The 15,351-nt window shown below is 69.8% G+C and carries 19 protein-coding genes and 1 tRNA gene; 11 read left to right on the forward strand and 9 right to left on the reverse strand.

Features of this window, described 5'->3' with window-relative positions; all coding sequences use genetic code 11:
- Window positions 1-113 precede the first annotated feature (113 nt).
- Window positions 114-725 (reverse strand): MBL fold metallo-hydrolase, encoded by a 612-nt coding sequence (locus tag J2754_RS03160; protein WP_211086655.1) that lies wholly within the window; start codon window positions 723-725, stop codon window positions 114-116.
- 69 nt (window positions 726-794) lie between these two features.
- Here J2754_RS03160 and J2754_RS03165 point away from each other — a divergent pair, with 69 nt between their 5' ends.
- From J2754_RS03165 to hisH, 4 genes are all read left to right on the forward strand, one after another.
- Entirely contained in the window at window positions 795-971 is a 177-nt protein-coding gene (locus J2754_RS03165) for a DUF5786 family protein (protein ID WP_188877639.1), read from the forward strand.
- Window positions 972-1,535, forward strand: coding sequence for an endonuclease dU (locus J2754_RS03170; protein WP_188877640.1), 564 nt, complete (start codon window positions 972-974; stop codon window positions 1,533-1,535). It abuts the gene before it with no gap.
- A gap of 24 nt (window positions 1,536-1,559) precedes the next feature.
- Window positions 1,560-2,156 carry a uracil-DNA glycosylase gene (locus J2754_RS03175; RefSeq protein WP_188877641.1) on the forward strand — a complete coding sequence of 199 codons (597 nt, stop codon included), beginning with the start codon at window positions 1,560-1,562 and terminating at the stop codon, window positions 2,154-2,156.
- A 497-nt stretch (window positions 2,157-2,653) separates the two neighbouring features.
- On the forward strand, window positions 2,654-3,313 hold the full coding sequence (gene hisH / locus J2754_RS03180) for an imidazole glycerol phosphate synthase subunit HisH (protein ID WP_211086656.1): 660 nt from the start codon (window positions 2,654-2,656) through the stop codon (window positions 3,311-3,313).
- A 228-nt stretch (window positions 3,314-3,541) separates the two neighbouring features.
- Here the strand turns inward: hisH and J2754_RS03185 are convergent, their stop codons facing one another.
- From J2754_RS03185 to J2754_RS03195, 3 genes are read right to left on the reverse strand one after another with little or no spacing between them, the layout of a single operon-like run.
- Window positions 3,542-4,744: a VWA domain-containing protein gene (locus J2754_RS03185; RefSeq protein WP_211086657.1), complete on the reverse strand. Its 1,203-nt coding sequence runs from the start codon at window positions 4,742-4,744 to the stop codon at window positions 3,542-3,544.
- Complete coding sequence (locus tag J2754_RS03190; protein ID WP_211086658.1) at window positions 4,744-5,646, reverse strand: AAA family ATPase; 903 nt, start codon at window positions 5,644-5,646, stop codon at window positions 4,744-4,746. The genes J2754_RS03185 and J2754_RS03190 overlap by 1 nt, the downstream gene beginning before the upstream one ends.
- Before the next feature lie 50 nt (window positions 5,647-5,696).
- Window positions 5,697-6,062 carry a hypothetical protein gene (locus J2754_RS03195; RefSeq protein ID WP_188877646.1) on the reverse strand — a complete coding sequence of 122 codons (366 nt, stop codon included), beginning with the start codon at window positions 6,060-6,062 and terminating at the stop codon, window positions 5,697-5,699.
- 135 nt (window positions 6,063-6,197) lie between these two features.
- Here J2754_RS03195 and J2754_RS03200 point away from each other — a divergent pair, with 135 nt between their 5' ends.
- From J2754_RS03200 to J2754_RS03210, 3 genes are all read left to right on the forward strand, one after another.
- Window positions 6,198-7,307, forward strand: a complete 1,110-nt coding sequence (locus tag J2754_RS03200) for a tRNA (guanine(26)-N(2))-dimethyltransferase (RefSeq protein WP_188877647.1) — start codon at window positions 6,198-6,200, stop codon at window positions 7,305-7,307.
- 217 nt (window positions 7,308-7,524) lie between these two features.
- Complete coding sequence (locus J2754_RS03205; protein ID WP_229772798.1) at window positions 7,525-7,974, forward strand: ribonuclease BN; 450 nt, start codon at window positions 7,525-7,527, stop codon at window positions 7,972-7,974.
- Between the two features lie 3 nt (window positions 7,975-7,977).
- Window positions 7,978-8,808 (forward strand): phosphatase PAP2 family protein, encoded by an 831-nt coding sequence (locus J2754_RS03210; RefSeq protein WP_188877649.1) that lies wholly within the window; start codon window positions 7,978-7,980, stop codon window positions 8,806-8,808.
- Window positions 8,809-8,817: 9 nt separating this feature from the next.
- On the opposite strand, the gene glnA is transcribed toward J2754_RS03210, so the two are convergent.
- Window positions 8,818-10,188, reverse strand: coding sequence for a type I glutamate--ammonia ligase (gene glnA / locus J2754_RS03215; RefSeq protein ID WP_188877650.1), 1,371 nt, complete (start codon window positions 10,186-10,188; stop codon window positions 8,818-8,820).
- A gap of 124 nt (window positions 10,189-10,312) precedes the next feature.
- Here glnA and lrp point away from each other — a divergent pair, with 124 nt between their 5' ends.
- Window positions 10,313-10,774: an HTH-type transcriptional regulator Lrp gene (lrp, locus tag J2754_RS03220; RefSeq protein WP_188877651.1), complete on the forward strand. Its 462-nt coding sequence runs from the start codon at window positions 10,313-10,315 to the stop codon at window positions 10,772-10,774.
- A 66-nt stretch (window positions 10,775-10,840) separates the two neighbouring features.
- On the forward strand, window positions 10,841-11,128 hold the full coding sequence (locus tag J2754_RS03225) for a hypothetical protein (protein WP_211086659.1): 288 nt from the start codon (window positions 10,841-10,843) through the stop codon (window positions 11,126-11,128).
- Between the two features lie 281 nt (window positions 11,129-11,409).
- Here the strand turns inward: J2754_RS03225 and thsB are convergent, their stop codons facing one another.
- Window positions 11,410-13,077, reverse strand: a complete 1,668-nt coding sequence (gene thsB, locus J2754_RS03230) for a thermosome subunit beta (protein WP_425350954.1) — start codon at window positions 13,075-13,077, stop codon at window positions 11,410-11,412.
- Between the two features lie 256 nt (window positions 13,078-13,333).
- Here thsB and J2754_RS03235 point away from each other — a divergent pair, with 256 nt between their 5' ends.
- Entirely contained in the window at window positions 13,334-13,573 is a 240-nt protein-coding gene (locus J2754_RS03235; protein WP_188877655.1) for a hypothetical protein, read from the forward strand.
- Window positions 13,574-13,628: 55 nt separating this feature from the next.
- On the forward strand, window positions 13,629-14,495 hold the full coding sequence (locus J2754_RS03240) for a GIDE domain-containing protein (protein WP_211086660.1): 867 nt from the start codon (window positions 13,629-13,631) through the stop codon (window positions 14,493-14,495).
- A gap of 82 nt (window positions 14,496-14,577) precedes the next feature.
- Here J2754_RS03240 and J2754_RS03245 read toward each other — a convergent pair.
- From J2754_RS03245 to J2754_RS03255, 3 genes are all read right to left on the reverse strand, one after another.
- A tRNA-Ser gene (locus J2754_RS03245) sits at window positions 14,578-14,659 on the reverse strand.
- A gap of 60 nt (window positions 14,660-14,719) precedes the next feature.
- The gene (locus J2754_RS03250) at window positions 14,720-14,890 is read right to left on the reverse strand and encodes a hypothetical protein (RefSeq protein ID WP_188877657.1); all 171 of its coding nucleotides are present in this window, start codon (window positions 14,888-14,890) and stop codon (window positions 14,720-14,722) included.
- A gap of 6 nt (window positions 14,891-14,896) precedes the next feature.
- Complete coding sequence (locus tag J2754_RS03255) at window positions 14,897-15,280, reverse strand: RidA family protein (RefSeq protein WP_188877658.1); 384 nt, start codon at window positions 15,278-15,280, stop codon at window positions 14,897-14,899.
- Window positions 15,281-15,351 lie beyond the last annotated feature (71 nt).

Here is a 15,351-nt window from a genome sequence, read left to right on the forward strand (position 1 = left end):
CCTCGAATTAGCCCCGTCTAATTATATGTCTTTGCGTTCACTCTTCTCACGGTGCCGTCGCTGGTGGAGCGTCCGATGGGCCGGAGGCGATGAGAACGGCGCCGCTCGTCGACTTACTCCTCGGGGTACTTCGGCTCGCGCTTCTCGGCGCGCGTGAGGGCGGTCTCGACGACGTCGCGGACGTCGCCGTGGTACGTGGCGCCGTGACCGGCGTACATGTGCTCGACGTCGGCCGGCATCCGGTCGAGCAGGCGCTCGATGCTCTCGACGAGCGCCTCTCGGCTCTGTCCGGCCATGTCCGTCCGGCCGAAGCTCCCGTAGTCGAACGCGCCGTCGTCGTGGACGACCACGTCGCCGGAGAAGAGCGTCGTCGCGGAGACGAAGGCCAGGTGATCGTCGGCGTGGCCGGGCGTGTACACGGCCTCGAAGGTCTCGTCGCCGATGAGCAGCGTATCGCCGCCGTCGAGCGCGTCCGTTCGGTGGGGGTGCTCGGCGTAGGCGTACACCGCGGGGTCGAAGGCCGCGACGACCTCGTCGAGCGCCTCCACGTGATCGCCGTGCTGGTGCGTGAGCACGACCGCGTCGAGGGCGTCGGTGTGCTCCGCGACGACGTCCGCGACGCCGTCCATCGCGCCCGCGTCGACGAGGATGGTCCGGTCGCCGAGCGCGAGGTAGGCGTTGCAGGTGAACGATTCCGCCGCGGCGGTGACGTGTTCGACGCGCACGTCCGCGCCTATACACCCTAGTTTTAAATATCCGGTTCCTTTTAGTAGTTGAGTCCGGAACGTTCTCGTATGGGATTCGGAAGCTACGATGAGTCCGAGCAGGAGCGACAGCAACTCGATTCGGACGACGCCGACGGCGAGGGCGTCGAGACCGAGCAGAACGCCCACGAGGGCCAAGTGGAGTACGAGATCGACGCTAGCAACGACGAGCTGCTGGACAAACTGCAGGACATCAAGGGCGAGTAAGTGAAGACCGGCGCTCGCGCGCTCGGCCTCGCCGAGTCCTACGTCGGCGAGGGTGGCCGGAGCACGCTCGCGGGCGCCGTCGTCCGCGCCGACCGCGTCGTCGACGACTTCCGTTTCTCCTCTTGCGCCGTCGGTGGGAGCGACGCCACGACCGCCGCCATCGACGTCTGGAACGGCCTCGATCGGCCCGACGTCCGATACGTCCTCGTCGCCGGCGTCGCGCTCGCGTGGTACAACGTCCTCGACGTCGATCGCCTCCACGACGCGACTGGACGCCCGGTTCTCGCGGTCTCCTTCGAGTCGAGCGACGGCCTCGAAGACGCCATCCGACGCGAGTTCGACGACGCCGCGGCCGCCGAGCGCCTCGCCCGCTACCGCGCGCTCCCCGAGCGCCACGCCGTTCCCGTGAACGACGACACCGTCTACGTCCGGAGCGTCGGCTGTGACGAGCCCGCGCGGATCGTCCAGGCGTTCACCCCCGAGGGCGGGCGACCCGACCCCCTTCGCGTCGCCCGCGAGGCCGCGCGCGCCGCCGACCGCTACCGTCGGAACCCGGAGGCTTAACGCCCTCGGCGCCGACCCGCGAGTATGAGCGACCCCGACGGGATGGACGGCCTCTGCGTTACAGCCTGCCGGAAGTGTCCCGCCCTCGTCGACTCCCGTAGCCGCATCGTCAACGGCGTCGGCCCCGACGACGCCGACGTCGTCTTCGTCGGCGAGGGACCGGGCGCGAACGAGGACGAGCAGGGCGAGCCCTTCGTCGGCCGCAGCGGCGACGTCCTCGACGACGCCCTCGACACGCACGGCCTCCGCAGGCGGGACGTCCGCATCACGAACTGCGTGCGCTGTCGCCCCCCGGAGAACCGCGATCCGAGCGCCGAGGAACTCGCCAACTGCCGGGCGTATCTCGACGCCGAGCTCGAAGCCATCGATCCTGATGTCGTCGTCGCGCTCGGCAAGGTCCCCGCCCAACACCTCCTCGGACGCGACGTCGCCGTCACGAACGAAGCCGGGACGATCGAAACCGTCTCGATCGGTGAGACGCGCCTCGACGTCCTCGTCTGCGTCCACCCCGCCGCGACGCTCTACGACCGCTCGCAGAAGGACACCTTCGAGGGCACTATCGAGAAAGTCGCCACCATCGTCGGCGCCGAGGGCGGCCAGTCGAGCCTCGGGGACTTCTAAACGACCTTTTGCTCTGCCCGCCGGCTTTCGCCGGCGCTCGGCAAAAGCTCGGCCAAAAGCGCGTCGCGCTCCCTACGGTCGCGCTCGCGCCTCGCCCTCCGGCGAGGGAACCGGCGACCTACCGGGTCCTTCGGACCACTCGGTCGCCGGACGCTATCCACCTGGATCGTTCGGTCTGTGTGCGAGCTTTTCCTGCGCTCGCCTACGGCTCGCTGGCAAAAGCTCGACCGAAAGCACTGCGAGCCTCCCGTTGGTCGGCTCTCGGCCCGCTCGCACCCTGCGGTCGCGCGCGGTAAGTACGCTGGCTATATCTAACGTTGGTTGAGGGTCGCGGCGCGGTCAAGCGTACTCGCGCGAAGCGCGAGTTTCACCGGTCGCCTCCGGCGACCGGCCTTTTTCACCCATGTTTTTGCGGTACGGGGGTCGCCGCAGGCGACCCCCTGCCGGAAAAAGATGGAGGGGAAACCGACTTGGTTCGCCGTCCCCCACTCTCCCGTATGAGTACGCAGTCTCCCCGCGAGACGACGGCGGACGTCGTCGTCGTCGACTACGGTCTCGGGAACCTCCGGAGCGTGACGCGCGGTCTCGAACGCGCGGGCGCGGCCGTGGAGATATCCGACGATCCCGAGGCGCTCACCGACGCCGACGGCGTCGTCCTCCCCGGCGTCGGCGCGTTCGGCGACGGCATGGAGAACGCCGGTCCCTTCAGGGAGGCCCTGCGCGACGTCGCGGCCTCGGACACGCCGCTGTTCGGCATCTGCCTCGGGATGCAGATGCTCCTCGACACGAGCGAGGAAGCCGATCGCGAGGGACAGGGCGACGTTGAGGGCCTCGGATTGATCCCCGGGACGAACGTCCGCTTCGACGACCCCGACCTGAAGGTCCCGCACATGGGGTGGAACGAGCTCCGCGTCGAGCACGAGCACCCGCTCGTCGCGGGCGTCGAGGGCGAGTACGCCTACTTCGTCCACTCCTACTACGCCGAGCCCGACGACCCGACGCACGTCGTCACGACGACCGACTACGGGACGGACTTCGCCTCCGTGGTCACGAACGACGACGGCACCGTCTTCGGCACGCAGTTCCACCCCGAGAAGTCGGGCGAGACCGGTCTGCGGATCCTCCGGAACTACGTCGACCTCTGCGCGGAGTCGTAGGACGAGCGCGAAGCGCTCGGAATTTTCACCCCCGCGAGACGCGTCCCGTCTCGCTGCTCTCGCACTCACTTCGTTCGCGTGGACCACGCTTTGGGACCGAGGGGGTCGTCGGACGACCCAGAGGTGGAAAGACATGGTCCGCTTCGATCTCTGCGCGGCGTCGTCATCTGCGCGGCGTCGTCAGCGACCGCACGAACGCCGCGCGTGACGTGCTCTCCGTCGGCTCGGTCACGCCGATCCGCGACCGTCGGCGGCGCGGAGCGTCGGCCCGTGTCGTTTCAGGTCGGCGGCGAGCGCGGCGAGGTCGTCGGTGTCGGCGAACGCGTACAGGCCATCGAGATAGGGGAGGACGGCGCGCATGCCGGGCGCGCTCGGCGTCCAGCGCTCGTCGGCGGCGAGCGGATTCAGCCAGAGGACCCGCCCGGCGCGCCGCGAGAGCCACGCGGCCTGCTCGCGCAGGCCGTCGGTGTCGCCGCGTTCGATCCCGTCGCTGACGACGACGACGGTATCGTGTCGGCCGACGCGTTCCGGTCGCTCGCGGTGGAGGCCGGCCAGCGCGTCGCCGATCCGGGTGCCGCCGCCCCACTCGACCCGCGTCGATTCGAGGACGTCCGCGGCCGCCGCCGGCGACGAGACGTCGAACGCCCCGCTGACGTCGCGGAGCGCGGTGTCGAAGAAGTAGATCGGCGTTCGGCGCCACCGCCGCCGGATCGCGTGGCAGAACCCGATCAGGACGTCCCGATCGAGGTGATCGAGGACGGAGCCGCTGACGTCGACGAAGACGAGGCCGCGCGCCGCGCTGCGCTCGCGCTCGCGCTCCGGAAGCGGGAGCGGGACGCCGCCCGTCGCGGCCCCGCGGCGGAGCGCGCGCCGGACGTCGGGTGCCCCCGTCCCCCGTCCCCAGCGGCGGCCGGGGAGCGATGCGACGGCGTCCGTGAACGTCGCGACGGCGTCGTCGACGGACCCCTCGTCGCCGCGCACGCCGTCGAGCGACACCCGCTCGCTCGCGCCGTCGGCGCTGTACTGGCTGCCGGCGCGTTCGCTCTGACTCGGGCCGACGCCGCCGCTGCGTTCGCCGCCCGCTCCGCCCGGCATCGCGGCGTTCTCGTCGACGACCATCTGACCGGGGGCGTCCGCCACCCCCTCGGCGCTCGTGTCGAGCGTGGCGACGCCGTCGTCGTCGCCGTACGCCGCGTCGCCGCCCCGGACGCGCGTCCAGAACGTCTCGAAGCGCGACGCGAAGACGTCCTCGTCCGCGGGGCGGGTGCAGAGCGTCGCGCGCAGCGCCGCCCGGACGGCCTCGCGGCCCCGGTCGTCGAGCGCGGCGAGCGCGTCGGCGGCCGCGAGCGCGCCGTCCCCCGGGACCGCGACGCCGCCCGCCCGGAGCGCGGTGGCGAAGCGGACGAGCTCCGCCCGGAGGTGGTCGTCCATCACGCCGCCCGCGTCCCGGCGCGCGCCTCGTCGAGCGCGGCCTCGATGGCCTCGGCATCGATCTCGGCGACGTCCGTCGCGTCCTTCAACAGGCAGCCGATCGTCCGCTCGACGGTCGCCGCGTCGAGCTCTTCGACCCCGAGCGCGGCGAGCGCGTCCGCCCAGTCGAGCGTCTCCGCGACGCCGGGCTGTTTGCGCAGCGCGCGCTCGCGAAGCGCCTGTACGACGCCGCAGACCGCCGCGGCGACGTCGGTGTCGAGGGCGGACTTGCACTCGACGATCTCCAGCTCGCGCTCGAACGACGGCGGTTCGACGTGGAGGTAGAGACAACGACGCTTGAGCGCGTCGGAGAGCCCCCGCGTCCGATTCGACGTGAGCACGACGATCGGGGGCCGATCGGCCGAGATCGTGCCGAGCTCGGGCACGGAGACCTGGAAGTCGGAGAGCACCTCGAGGAGGAGGGCCTCGAAGGCCTCGTCGGCCCGATCGACCTCGTCGACGAGCAACACGGGCGGGTTCTCGCCGTCGTCCGCGTCGGCGAGCGCGCGCAGCAGCGGGCGCTCCAACAGGTACTCCTCGTCGAAGACGGAGTGCTCGCCGTCGACGCTCGCCTCCTCGCCCTCGACGGCGAGGAGCTGTTTCGTGTAGTTCCACTCGTAGAGGGCGTTCTCGGCCGCCAACCCCTCGTAACACTGGAGGCGGACGAGCTCGGTGTCGAAGCCGCGCGCGAGCGTCTTGGCGAGCTCGGTCTTGCCCGCGCCCGGCGCGCCCTCGACGAGCAGGGGTTTGCCGAGCCGGAGCGCCAAGAGCGCCGTCGTCACGACGTCGTCGCCGGCGACGTAGTCCTGCCGGTCGAAGGCCGCGCGCACGTCGGCCTCCGTCGCGTCCGCGAAAGCGGTCATCGACCACCGATACGTGCCCGACGGCAAAAAGCACCCGCGAAGCCGGCGGCCTAGAGGAACTCGCGGACCTCGGAGTAGTACATGTCGTGGTGGTCGACGGCGCCGACGCGCTCGGCGATCTCGGCGGCGAGGACGTGCCAGCAGCGCTGGTCGGGGTCGTCGGGATCGAGGTTGTACTGGCTGTCCCGGCAGGTACAGCCGCCGTCCTCGACGATGTACTCGTCCTCGTGGCCGACGACGACCGTGAAGTCCACGTACTGCTTCACGCGGCCCTCTCCGACGGCGTCGATGGCGCGTCGCCCCCGGTCGCCGTGCGCGTCGAGGACCCGCTCGACGATCCCGGGCGTGAGTTCGCCCGCGGCTTCGAGGGCGTCGCGCCAGTCGTCGTCCCCACCGCCGCGGGCGTCGGCCGTCACGACCGTCGTTACTCCCGGGCCGACTAAAGGGCGTGCGGTTCGCGGGTGTCACGCCCGCGTCGGCGTCACGCCGCCTCGGTACCGCGGCCGCCCCGTGTCGTGTCCTTTAGGACCGCACCGCCCGCACGGGAGACCATGGAGGTCACGGAGGGCGCGGTGACGGTCGAGGTTCCCGAGCAGTCAGGCGAGGGGGTCGAAGGCGCGGTGTTCTTCAACACGGAGCAGGAACTGAACCGCGATCTGACGGTGGCGGCGCTGCGCGCCTACCGCGGGCGCGAACCGCGCGCGGAGACGTATCTGGACGCGACGTGCGCCTCGGGCGTCCGGGGCGTTCGCGCGGCCGCCGACGGGTGGGACGCGACGCTCGTCGATCGGGACCCGGCCGCCGTCGACCTCGCCCGCGAGAACCTCGCGCGAAACGGCGTCGCGGGCGACGTCTTACACGACGACGCGAACGCGGTGCTCTGGGACCCCGAGGACGCCTACGACGTCGTGGACCTCGACCCGTTCGGCACGCCCGCGCCGTTCCTCGACGCGACGTTCGCCAACGCCCGCGATCTGGTCTGCGTCACCGCGACGGACACCGCGCCGCTCTGCGGCGCGCACTTCGACTCCGGGGTCCGAAAGTACGGGATCGTCCCGCGAAACACGGAGTACCACGCCGAGATGGGCGTTCGCGTCCTCCTCGCCGCGATGGCGCGCTCGGCCGCGCGCTTCGACGTCGGCGTCACGCCGCTGTTGACGCACGCGACGCGCCACTACGTCCGCACGTACGTCGACCTCACCCACTCCGCGAGCGCCGCGAACGACGCCATCGACGCCCTCGGACACGTCTATCACTGCCCCGAATGTCTCTGGCGCGAGCACGAGGCCGGCCTCCACGCCGCCCGTCCGGACGCCTGCCCGAACTGCGGCGGCCGGAACCTCCTCACCGCGGGGCCGATATGGCTCGGCGCGACGCACGCCGACACGTTCCTCGACGCGACCCGCGACGCCCTCGACGACGACATGGGGACCGCGGAGACCGCCGCGTCACTCCTCGACACGATCGAGAACGAACTCGATCGACCTACCCACTACGACCAGCACAAACTCTACGGGCGGTGGAGCGAACCCGCCGTCGCCATGGACGACTTCCTCGCGGCGCTCCGCGACGCCGGATTCGAGGCCTCGCGCACCCACTACGGCGGCACGACGTTCGAGACGGACGCCTCCGTGGCCGAGATCCGCGACGCCGCGCCCTGAAGGGTCCCACCCGGGTGTTTTCGCCGGCGCGTTCCGCACGCCCGCGAGCCAGCGCGTCGTCACCGAGACCGTTCGATCGGCCACCAACGGATTCCGTCTCTCCGTCCTCGGCGTCGAACGATCCGAGCGCCACGGCGTCCTCGTCGCGGCCGTCCCCCTCGTCACGCGGCCGTACGTCTCCGGGACTGTTATTATGGCCGGGGCGATACTCTCTCCCGTGCTCGCGGGACGAACGGACGACACCGAGACGGCACCGGACGACCGGCGCGTCGAGACGGACGGCGGCCGCCCGGAGACCGACGGCGGTCGGAACGAGCCGACGCCGGACGTCACCGAGCTCCAGCGCCGCGTCGACGAACTCGAACACGCTCTCGACGAGAAGACCGTCGACCGCGACGCCTTCGAGGACGATCTGAAGGGGTACGTCCGCTCGCGCGTCCGACGCAACCACGCCCGCGGCTGGGGCCCCTATCTCGTTCTCCTATACGGGACCGTCATGACGCTCGGGGCGTTCCACTGGCTCGATGGTGGGTGGTCCGTCCTCGCCATGCTCGTCGTCGGCTTCTCCACTCTCGGCCTCTACGTGTTCATGCTCGTCGTCGGACTCTCGCTCAACGCGCTTGGCGCCCCCGGACGCGTCGCCGGCTGGCTCCGATCGAAGCGCTAACACATGCGCGGCGTCGGTCTCACGCGCGCGCTCACCGAACTCGTCCCGGACGTCCTCGTCCCCCTCCTCGCCGCGCTCACCCAGCTCGGTGACGCGTGGTTCGTCGTCGCCGCGGTCGCCACCGTCCACTGGCTCGGTCCCCGCTACGACCTCGTCAGCGACCGCGACGCCGCGCGCTACGTCGCGCTCGGGTTCGCTGTCTTCGGCACCGTCGTCGGTGCGAAAGCGCTTCTCGCCGCCGGCCGCCCGCCCGAGAGCCTCACGCTCGTCGCCGCCGACGGCTACGGCTTCCCGAGCGGCCACGCGGTCTCGGCGACCGCCCTCTACGGCGGTGCGGCCGCCCTCCTCCGACGACCGCGCCCGCGCTACCGGTGGGGGGTCGCCGCCGCGGCCGTCGCGCTCGTCTGCGCGACGCGGCTCCTCCTCGGCGTCCACTATCTCGTCGACGTCATCGCCGGCGTCCTCGTCGGGAGCGCCCTCGTGGCGGTCGTCCTCGCGCTCACGCGTTCCCGGCTCGGCCCCGGCTACGCGTTCACCGCCGCCCTCGGCGTCCTCGCGGTCCCCCTCGCGGGCCCGACCGTCGAGGCGCTCGCCGCCGCCGGGCTCGGCGTCGGCGCGCTCCTCGGCTCGATCGGCGTGGTGCGACACCCGCGCGGCGCGCTCGGGACGGGGCCGACGCTGCTCGGGTACGCCGTCTGCGGTGGTCTGGGACTCGCGGCGCTGGTCGCGCCGCTCCCGTGGTACGGTGTCGTACTAACGAGTGGTATCGCGGGTGCGGGGGTCGTCGCGCTCCCCGTCACCCGGGCGATTCGCCGACGGGTCGGGAGTCGCTGAGCGGAGCCGTTAGAACTTCTCGAGGTAGCGCTCCTTCTCCCAGTCGGAGACCTGGATGCGATAGCCCGTGTGCTCCTCGCGCTTGGCCTCGATGAACTTCTCCGCGATGTGGTCGCCGAGCGTGTCGAGGACGGTGTCGTCGGCTTCGAGGGCGTCGACGGCCTCACCGAGGTTGGACGGCAGCGTCTCGATGCCGTACTCCTCGCGCTTCTCGGCGTCGAACTCGTAGATGTTCTCGCGGACCGGGTCGGGCGCGTCGAGACCCTTCTCGATCCCGTCGAGGCCCGCCGAGATGAGCGCGGCGAACGCGAGGTACGGGTTACAGGACGGGTCGGGGAAGCGCGCCTCGATGCGGGAGGCGGCGGGGACGCGCGCCGCGGGCTTGCGGATGAGCGCGGAGCGGTTCCGGTCGGACCACGCGACGTAGACTGGGGCCTCGTAGCCGGGGACGAGGCGCTTGTAGGAGTTCACGGTCGGGTTCGAGACGGCCGTGATCGCGGGTGCGTGTTCGAGGATGCCCGCGAGGAACTGGTGGGCGGTCTCGGAGAGGTCGAACTCATCGTCCTCGTCGTGGAACGCGTTCTCGCCGTCCTCGAAGAGCGAGAAGTGCGTGTGCATGCCGGAGCCGTTGATTTCCGCGATGGGCTTGGGCATGAACGTCGCGTGCATGTCGTGTTCCGCGGCGATGGCGCGGACGACGGTGCGGAACGTCGCGACGTTGTCCGCGGTCGTGAGCGCGTCGTCGTACTCGAAGTTGATCTCGTGTTGGGACTCCGCGACCTCGTGGTGGGAGGCCTCGATCTCGAAGCCCATGTCCTCGAGCCCGTTGATGATGTCGCGGCGCACGTCCGAGGCCGGGTCCTTCGGGGCGAGGTCGAAGTAGCCGCCGAAGTCCGAGAGTTCCGTCGTCGCGCGACCGCGCTCGTCCTCCTCGAAGAGGAAGAACTCGGGTTCGGGCGCGGCGTTGACGGTGTAGCCCATGTCCTCGGCGCGTTCGAGGACGTTCTGCAGCACGCGGCGCGGGTCGCCCTCGAAGGGCTCGTCCGTGGACGTGTCGATGACGTCACAGATGAGACGCGCCGAGGCCGTCTCCTCGCGCTGGCGCCACGGGAGGATGGCGAACGTCTCCGGATCCGGCTTGAGCCGCATGTCGGACTCCTGGATGCGGACGAACCCCTCAATGGAGGAGCCGTCGAAGTAGATCCCGTCCGTGAAGGCCTTCTCGGCCTGCTCCGCCGGGACGGAGACGTTCTTCACGGTGCCGAGGATGTCCGTGAACTGGAGTCGGAGGAAATCGACGTTCTTCTCCTCGATCTCGTCCAGCACTTCCTGTTCAGTCTCGCTGAGACCGCCATCAGTAACCGGTTTCCCGTTCGTCATTGGTTTCGTCGTTCGATGCAAACGCACGGACTACTAAAGCGGTTGCGGTCCTCGCAAATCTTTTCGGTCTCAGGGGAAGTGGACGTTCGTTAAATTCTAATGCCCCCGGCGCGTCCGTACGGACGTGACCTACGAGAATCTCGACGCGAAACTGATCAACGCCCTCCTCGGCGACGGCCGCGCGAGCCTCCGCAGCCTCGCCGAAGAGCTCGACGTCTCCGTGACGACCATCTCGAACCACCTCAAGGACCTCGAAGACGAGGGCGTCATCCAGGGGTACACGCCGATCGTCGACTACGACAAGCTCGGTTACGACGTCACCGCCGTCCTCCAACTCAAAGTCGAGGGGACCGCGCTCCCCGACCTCGCCGACCACCTCCGTGCGCACAAGCAGATGGTGTCCGTCTACGAGGTCACCGGCGACCACGACATCATCGCCATCGGGAAGTTCATCGACACGGACGACATGAACTACCTCATCAAGGAACTCCTCGGCGATAAGGACATCAAGGAGTCCTCGACGAGCGTCGTGCTCAACGCCGCCGCCGAGAACGAGCAGTTCGAACTCGACATCCACGAGGAGTAAGCCGCCTCCCGCACGGCGAGAGACGACCCGCCTAGATTATTATATCTCCGACACGTAGTGACGACCATGACCGCCCCGATCCCGGACGCTTCGGCGTCCGACGACGTTCAGCGCGCGGCCGAACGCGCCGCGCGCGGCGAAGTACGCCGGCTCTTCTGGAAGGTCGTCTACTTCCTCCTCGGCGTCTCGCTCGTCGCGCATAGCATGGCGACCCCGCAGGCCGTCGCGTCCGCCGGGTCGCCCCTCGCGACGGCGGCCGTCGGCGTCCTCTTCTTCGTCGGCGGCGCCTATCTCCTCGCGTACGTCTTCGACATTGATCGGGGCGCCGTCCGCTGGCTCCGACGGCACGCGTAGCCGTCGCTGTCCACGGAGTCAGAGAAAAACCGCGGCGGGCCGAACGATCAGCGAGCGGTGCCGCGGATGTTCGCGCGACTACCGGGCTCTACCGAGCCGCTCGTCGCGCGATTCCAGAGCGACGAAATCGCTCCGGTCACGCTCATTCGCGGTGCTCACTCGCGAAGCCACCGAGCGCGAAGCGATCGCGCTCGGCGCGGACCAACGCGGCGGGAGCACCGACTTTTGTCGTAGCTTTTGCCGAGCGCCGGCAGAGCCGGCGCGCAGAACAAACGGTACTCTTACATCATGCCGCCCATGCCGCCCATGCCGCCCATGCCGCCGGCGCCGCCGGGACCGCCCTCGTCGTCGCCCTTGTCGGTGGAGAGGTCGCCGGCGGAGATGATGTCGTCGATTTTGAGCACGAGGTTCGCGGCCTCAGTCGCGCTACTGACGGCCTGCTCCTTCGCGTGGGCCGTCTCGACGACGCCCGCGTCGAGGGAGTTCTCTAGGTCGCCGCTGAGGACGTTCAGGCCCGTGCGGTTCTCGCCGGCCTCGTGCGCGGAGCGCAGGTCGACGAGGGTGTCGATCGGGTCGAGACCGGCGTTCTCGGCGAGGACGCGCGGGACGAGTTCGAGGGAGTCCGCGAACGCCTCGACGGCGAGCTGCTCGCGGCCGCTGACGGAGTCCGCGTAGTTGCGGAGCTGGTCGGCGACTTCGACTTCGATGGCGCCGCCGCCGGGGAGGACGCGGCCGTCCGAGATGGTCTGGGCGGCGACGTCGAGCGCGTCGGTGACGCCGCGCTCGAGCTCGTCGACGACGTGGTCCGTGGAGCCGCGGAGGATGAGCGTGACGCCGTGGGCGGTCTCGTCGAGGCCCTCGACGTAGAAGAGCTCGTCCTCGGCGTCGCGGCGGATGCTCCCGCGTCCGAGGTCGTCGGCGCTGAGGGAGTCGAGGTCCGTGACGATCGCCGCACCGAGGACCTCCTTCAGGAACTCGACGTCGGATTTCTTCACGCGGCGGACGGCGAGGATGCCCTCCTTCGCGAGGTAGTGCTGGGCCATGTCGTCGATGCCCTTCTGACAGAGGACGACGTCGGCGCCCGAGGCCTTGATCTGCTCGACCTTCTCCTTGAGCTGCTCCTCCTCCTGATCGAGGAAGCTCTGGAGCTGGTCCGGGCTGTCGATGTTGACGGACGTGTCGGCGTTGGCCTCCTCGACCTCGATGGCCTCGTTGAGGAGCAGGATGTCCGCGTCGTCGAACTCGGTCGGCATCGAGTCGAGGACCGGGTCCTTGGAGACGGTCGCGCCCTTGAGGAGCTCGGACTCGGAGACGGCGCGGCCGGTCTGCGTCTCGATGTTGATGTTGGCGACGTCGACGACCGTGGAGCCGTCGTCGGCGTCGACGGAGACGGCGCGCAGCGCCTCGTAGAGGAGCCCGGAGAGCTGCTCCTTGTCGATCTCGGCGCTCTTGCCCGTCATGGACGTCTCGGCGACGGAGCGCACGAGCTCCTCGTCGTCGGGGTCGACGTCGACGGCCTCGGCGTCGACGAACTGGCGGGCCTTCTCGCTGGCGAGGTTGTATCCCTTGATGACCGCGGTCGGGTGGATGTCCTGCTCGAGGAGGTCCTCGGCGTTCTTGAGGAGCTCGCCCGCGATCGCGACGGCGGTCGTCGTGCCGTCGCCGGCCTCGTCCTCTTGGGTCTCGGCGACCTCGACGATCATCTCGGCCGTCGGGTTGTCGATGTCCATCTTCTCGAGGATGGTGACGCCGTCGTTCGTGATCGTGACGTCACCCATGTCGTCCACGAGCATCTTGTCCATCCCCTTCGGGCCGAGGGTGGAGCGGACGGCGTCCGCGACGGCGCGCGCCGCGGAGATGTTGTGCTCCTGTGCGTCCTTATCCTTTACTCGCTGCGCGTCGTCGCCCATGATGACCATCGGCTGGCCCTGCATACGTCGCTGAGACATCGTCACTACATCGATTGTTTGTCCTTCTATATAAAATTTGTGTGTATGTCGGTGTCGAGGGGCGCGAGAGCGCCCGACGCGACCGAAACGTATGGTGGGGATTATCACACCCATTCGGCGGACCACGTCGCCGCGCCCGCCCACACCGCCGGTCCGCGCTCGACGCCCTCACGCGCGGAGTACCGCCTGACCCGGCCGTGCCCGCACGGTCCCCACAGCCACCAGTCCTTTGTCGTCCCGCCGACACCCGTCCCGTATGGCCACGCTCACCAGCGAGGACGAAGGGAAGATCCTGGTCGACGTCGAGGGCGAGGAGTTCGGCGTCGTCACCGAAGTCGAGTCGAACACCGCGTGGGTCGACCCCGATCCCGGGCTCGGCGACGCCGTCCTCGCCGCCCTCGGGTGGAGCGAACGGGACGGGGACGACTACACCGTTGAAGGCGACCTCGTCGACACCGTCACCGAGGGCGAGATCCGCGTGAACGTCGACCTGTAGGGCGACGGCGCGAGCCGAACGTTTAACCGCCTCTTCTCTCGATGCCGGAACAGGCATGTCCGCCCTCCCTATCGCCGTCGGCGTCGCCCTCCTCCTCGTCGCCGCGTTCGCCGGCGTCTACGGTCGCCGCCAGCACCGCCGGAGCGCGCTCGTCCGGAACACCGAGACGACCGACGTCTGGGACGTCCGCGAGGAGGGTCGCGTCGAACTGAAAGGCACCGTCCGCGCCGACGAACCGTTCGACTCTCCGATCCGCGGCGACCCCGCCGTCCTCTCCGCGTGGGAAGTCGAGGAGTGGGACGAGCGCGGCGACTCCGAGATGTGGGAGACGCGCGCCGAAGGCGTCTACGCGACGCCGTTCGCCCTCGACGACGGCACCGGCCGCGTCACGGTCGACGTCGGTGACCACGTGGACGACGTCTCCTCCGGCACCGGCGTCCACGAGATACAGGTCGGCCCCATCGACGTCGACCGCCTCGCCGGCGTCGGCGTCTCCGCCGACGACGTCCTCGCGGTCCTCGACGACTTCGCCGTCGGCGTCAGCGTCCCCCCGGACGCCGACTCGCCCGAGCGCGTCGCCGACTTCGTCCGCGGCGAAGCCGGCCTCGCGGAGCAGCGCGACTCCATCACGAACGTGCTCGACTTCGGGACGGCGCACGGCGAGCGCCGGTACTACGAGGGCGTCCTCGCGCCCGGCGACGACGTCTACGTACTCGGGCACGCGCGCGCCACCGAGGGCGCCACGCACCCGCTCAAGCCGGAGGACGTCGTCGTCACCCCACGCGAGTCGTTCATCGTCTCCGATATGCCCGAGTCCGAACTCGCTGACGCGTTCGGGACGTACCGCTACGCGTACGTCGGGGCCGCTCTCGCCGCCGTCGTCGGACTCGGCGCGCTCGCGGTCGGCCTCGGCGTCGTCTAGCCCGAGCGCGTTCGCACCGAGCGTCGTCGATCACCGAAGATCGATACGCGGTGCTCCTCGACGGTGGATCGCGGAGAGAAGACGCCGGGACTGGGATTTGAACCCAGAACCCCATACGGGGACACGCTTTCCAGGCGTGCGCTTTGCCATTCGGCCATCCCGGCCTGCACCCCCTGCTAGCCCGGTCGACGGTTTAAAGCCTTCTTTTCGCCCCGGGTGATTCGTCACCCGACGGCGCGCGCTCCGGCGGCGCCCGCGACGCCGACCACCACCGCGACCGCGAGGAGCGCGGCGATCGCGGGACCGCCGCCCGCGAGTGCGCGATACGCGACGGCGACGATCAGGAAGACGAGGGAGGCGACCGCGCCCCACGCGGCCGTGTCCGCGACGCCCATTCGATTTCAGTCGCGCTGGGCGGCGACGGCCTCGATCTCGACCGCCGCCTGCTTCGGGAGGGCCTCGACGCCGAACGCGCTCCGCGCCGGCGGATTGTCCGCGAAGTATTCGCCGTAGGCGTCGTTCATCTCCTCGAAGTCGTCGATGTCGTCGAGGAGCACCGTCGTCTTGAGGACGTCCTGCATCGTGAGTCCCTCGTCTTCGAGGATGGCCTTCACGTTCTCCAGACACTGGCGGGTCTGGGTGGCGACGTCCTCGTCCGCGAGGCTCTCTCCCTCCGCAGTGAGCGGGATCTGCCCGGCGGTGAAGACGACGCTTCCGTCGGTCGTCGCTTGGCTGTACGCCCCGACGGCCTCGGGCGCGTCCGGCGTCTCGATGATCCGTTTCATACGTCCACCCTCGCTCGGGCGGGACTTAATTGTGGTCGCGGTTTCGTCCTCCACCGCCGTCGTTTACTCGG

It is taken from the genome of Halarchaeum nitratireducens (assembly GCF_017874695.1).
Lineage (GTDB): Archaea > Halobacteriota > Halobacteria > Halobacteriales > Halobacteriaceae > Halarchaeum > Halarchaeum nitratireducens.

Excerpts from the sequence above, each read along its gene's own strand:
- J2754_RS03165 (WP_188877639.1), top strand. The coding sequence starts at position 795 with ATGGGATTCGGAAGCTACGATGAGTCCGAGCAGGAGCGACAGCAACTC.
- J2754_RS03175 (WP_188877641.1), top strand. The coding sequence starts at position 1,560 with ATGAGCGACCCCGACGGGATGGACGGCCTCTGCGTTACAGCCTGCCGG.
- hisH (WP_211086656.1), top strand. The coding sequence starts at position 2,654 with ATGAGTACGCAGTCTCCCCGCGAGACGACGGCGGACGTCGTCGTCGTC.
- J2754_RS03185 (WP_211086657.1), bottom strand. The coding sequence starts at position 4,744 with ATGGACGACCACCTCCGGGCGGAGCTCGTCCGCTTCGCCACCGCGCTC.
- J2754_RS03190 (WP_211086658.1), bottom strand. The coding sequence starts at position 5,646 with ATGACCGCTTTCGCGGACGCGACGGAGGCCGACGTGCGCGCGGCCTTC.
- J2754_RS03200 (WP_188877647.1), top strand. The coding sequence starts at position 6,198 with ATGGAGGTCACGGAGGGCGCGGTGACGGTCGAGGTTCCCGAGCAGTCA.
- J2754_RS03210 (WP_188877649.1), top strand. The coding sequence starts at position 7,978 with ATGCGCGGCGTCGGTCTCACGCGCGCGCTCACCGAACTCGTCCCGGAC.
- glnA (WP_188877650.1), bottom strand. The coding sequence starts at position 10,188 with ATGACGAACGGGAAACCGGTTACTGATGGCGGTCTCAGCGAGACTGAA.
- J2754_RS03225 (WP_211086659.1), top strand. The coding sequence starts at position 10,841 with ATGACCGCCCCGATCCCGGACGCTTCGGCGTCCGACGACGTTCAGCGC.
- thsB (WP_425350954.1), bottom strand. The coding sequence starts at position 13,077 with ATGTCTCAGCGACGTATGCAGGGCCAGCCGATGGTCATCATGGGCGAC.
- J2754_RS03235 (WP_188877655.1), top strand. The coding sequence starts at position 13,334 with ATGGCCACGCTCACCAGCGAGGACGAAGGGAAGATCCTGGTCGACGTC.
- J2754_RS03240 (WP_211086660.1), top strand. The coding sequence starts at position 13,629 with ATGTCCGCCCTCCCTATCGCCGTCGGCGTCGCCCTCCTCCTCGTCGCC.
- J2754_RS03250 (WP_188877657.1), bottom strand. The coding sequence starts at position 14,890 with ATGGGCGTCGCGGACACGGCCGCGTGGGGCGCGGTCGCCTCCCTCGTC.
- J2754_RS03255 (WP_188877658.1), bottom strand. The coding sequence starts at position 15,280 with ATGAAACGGATCATCGAGACGCCGGACGCGCCCGAGGCCGTCGGGGCG.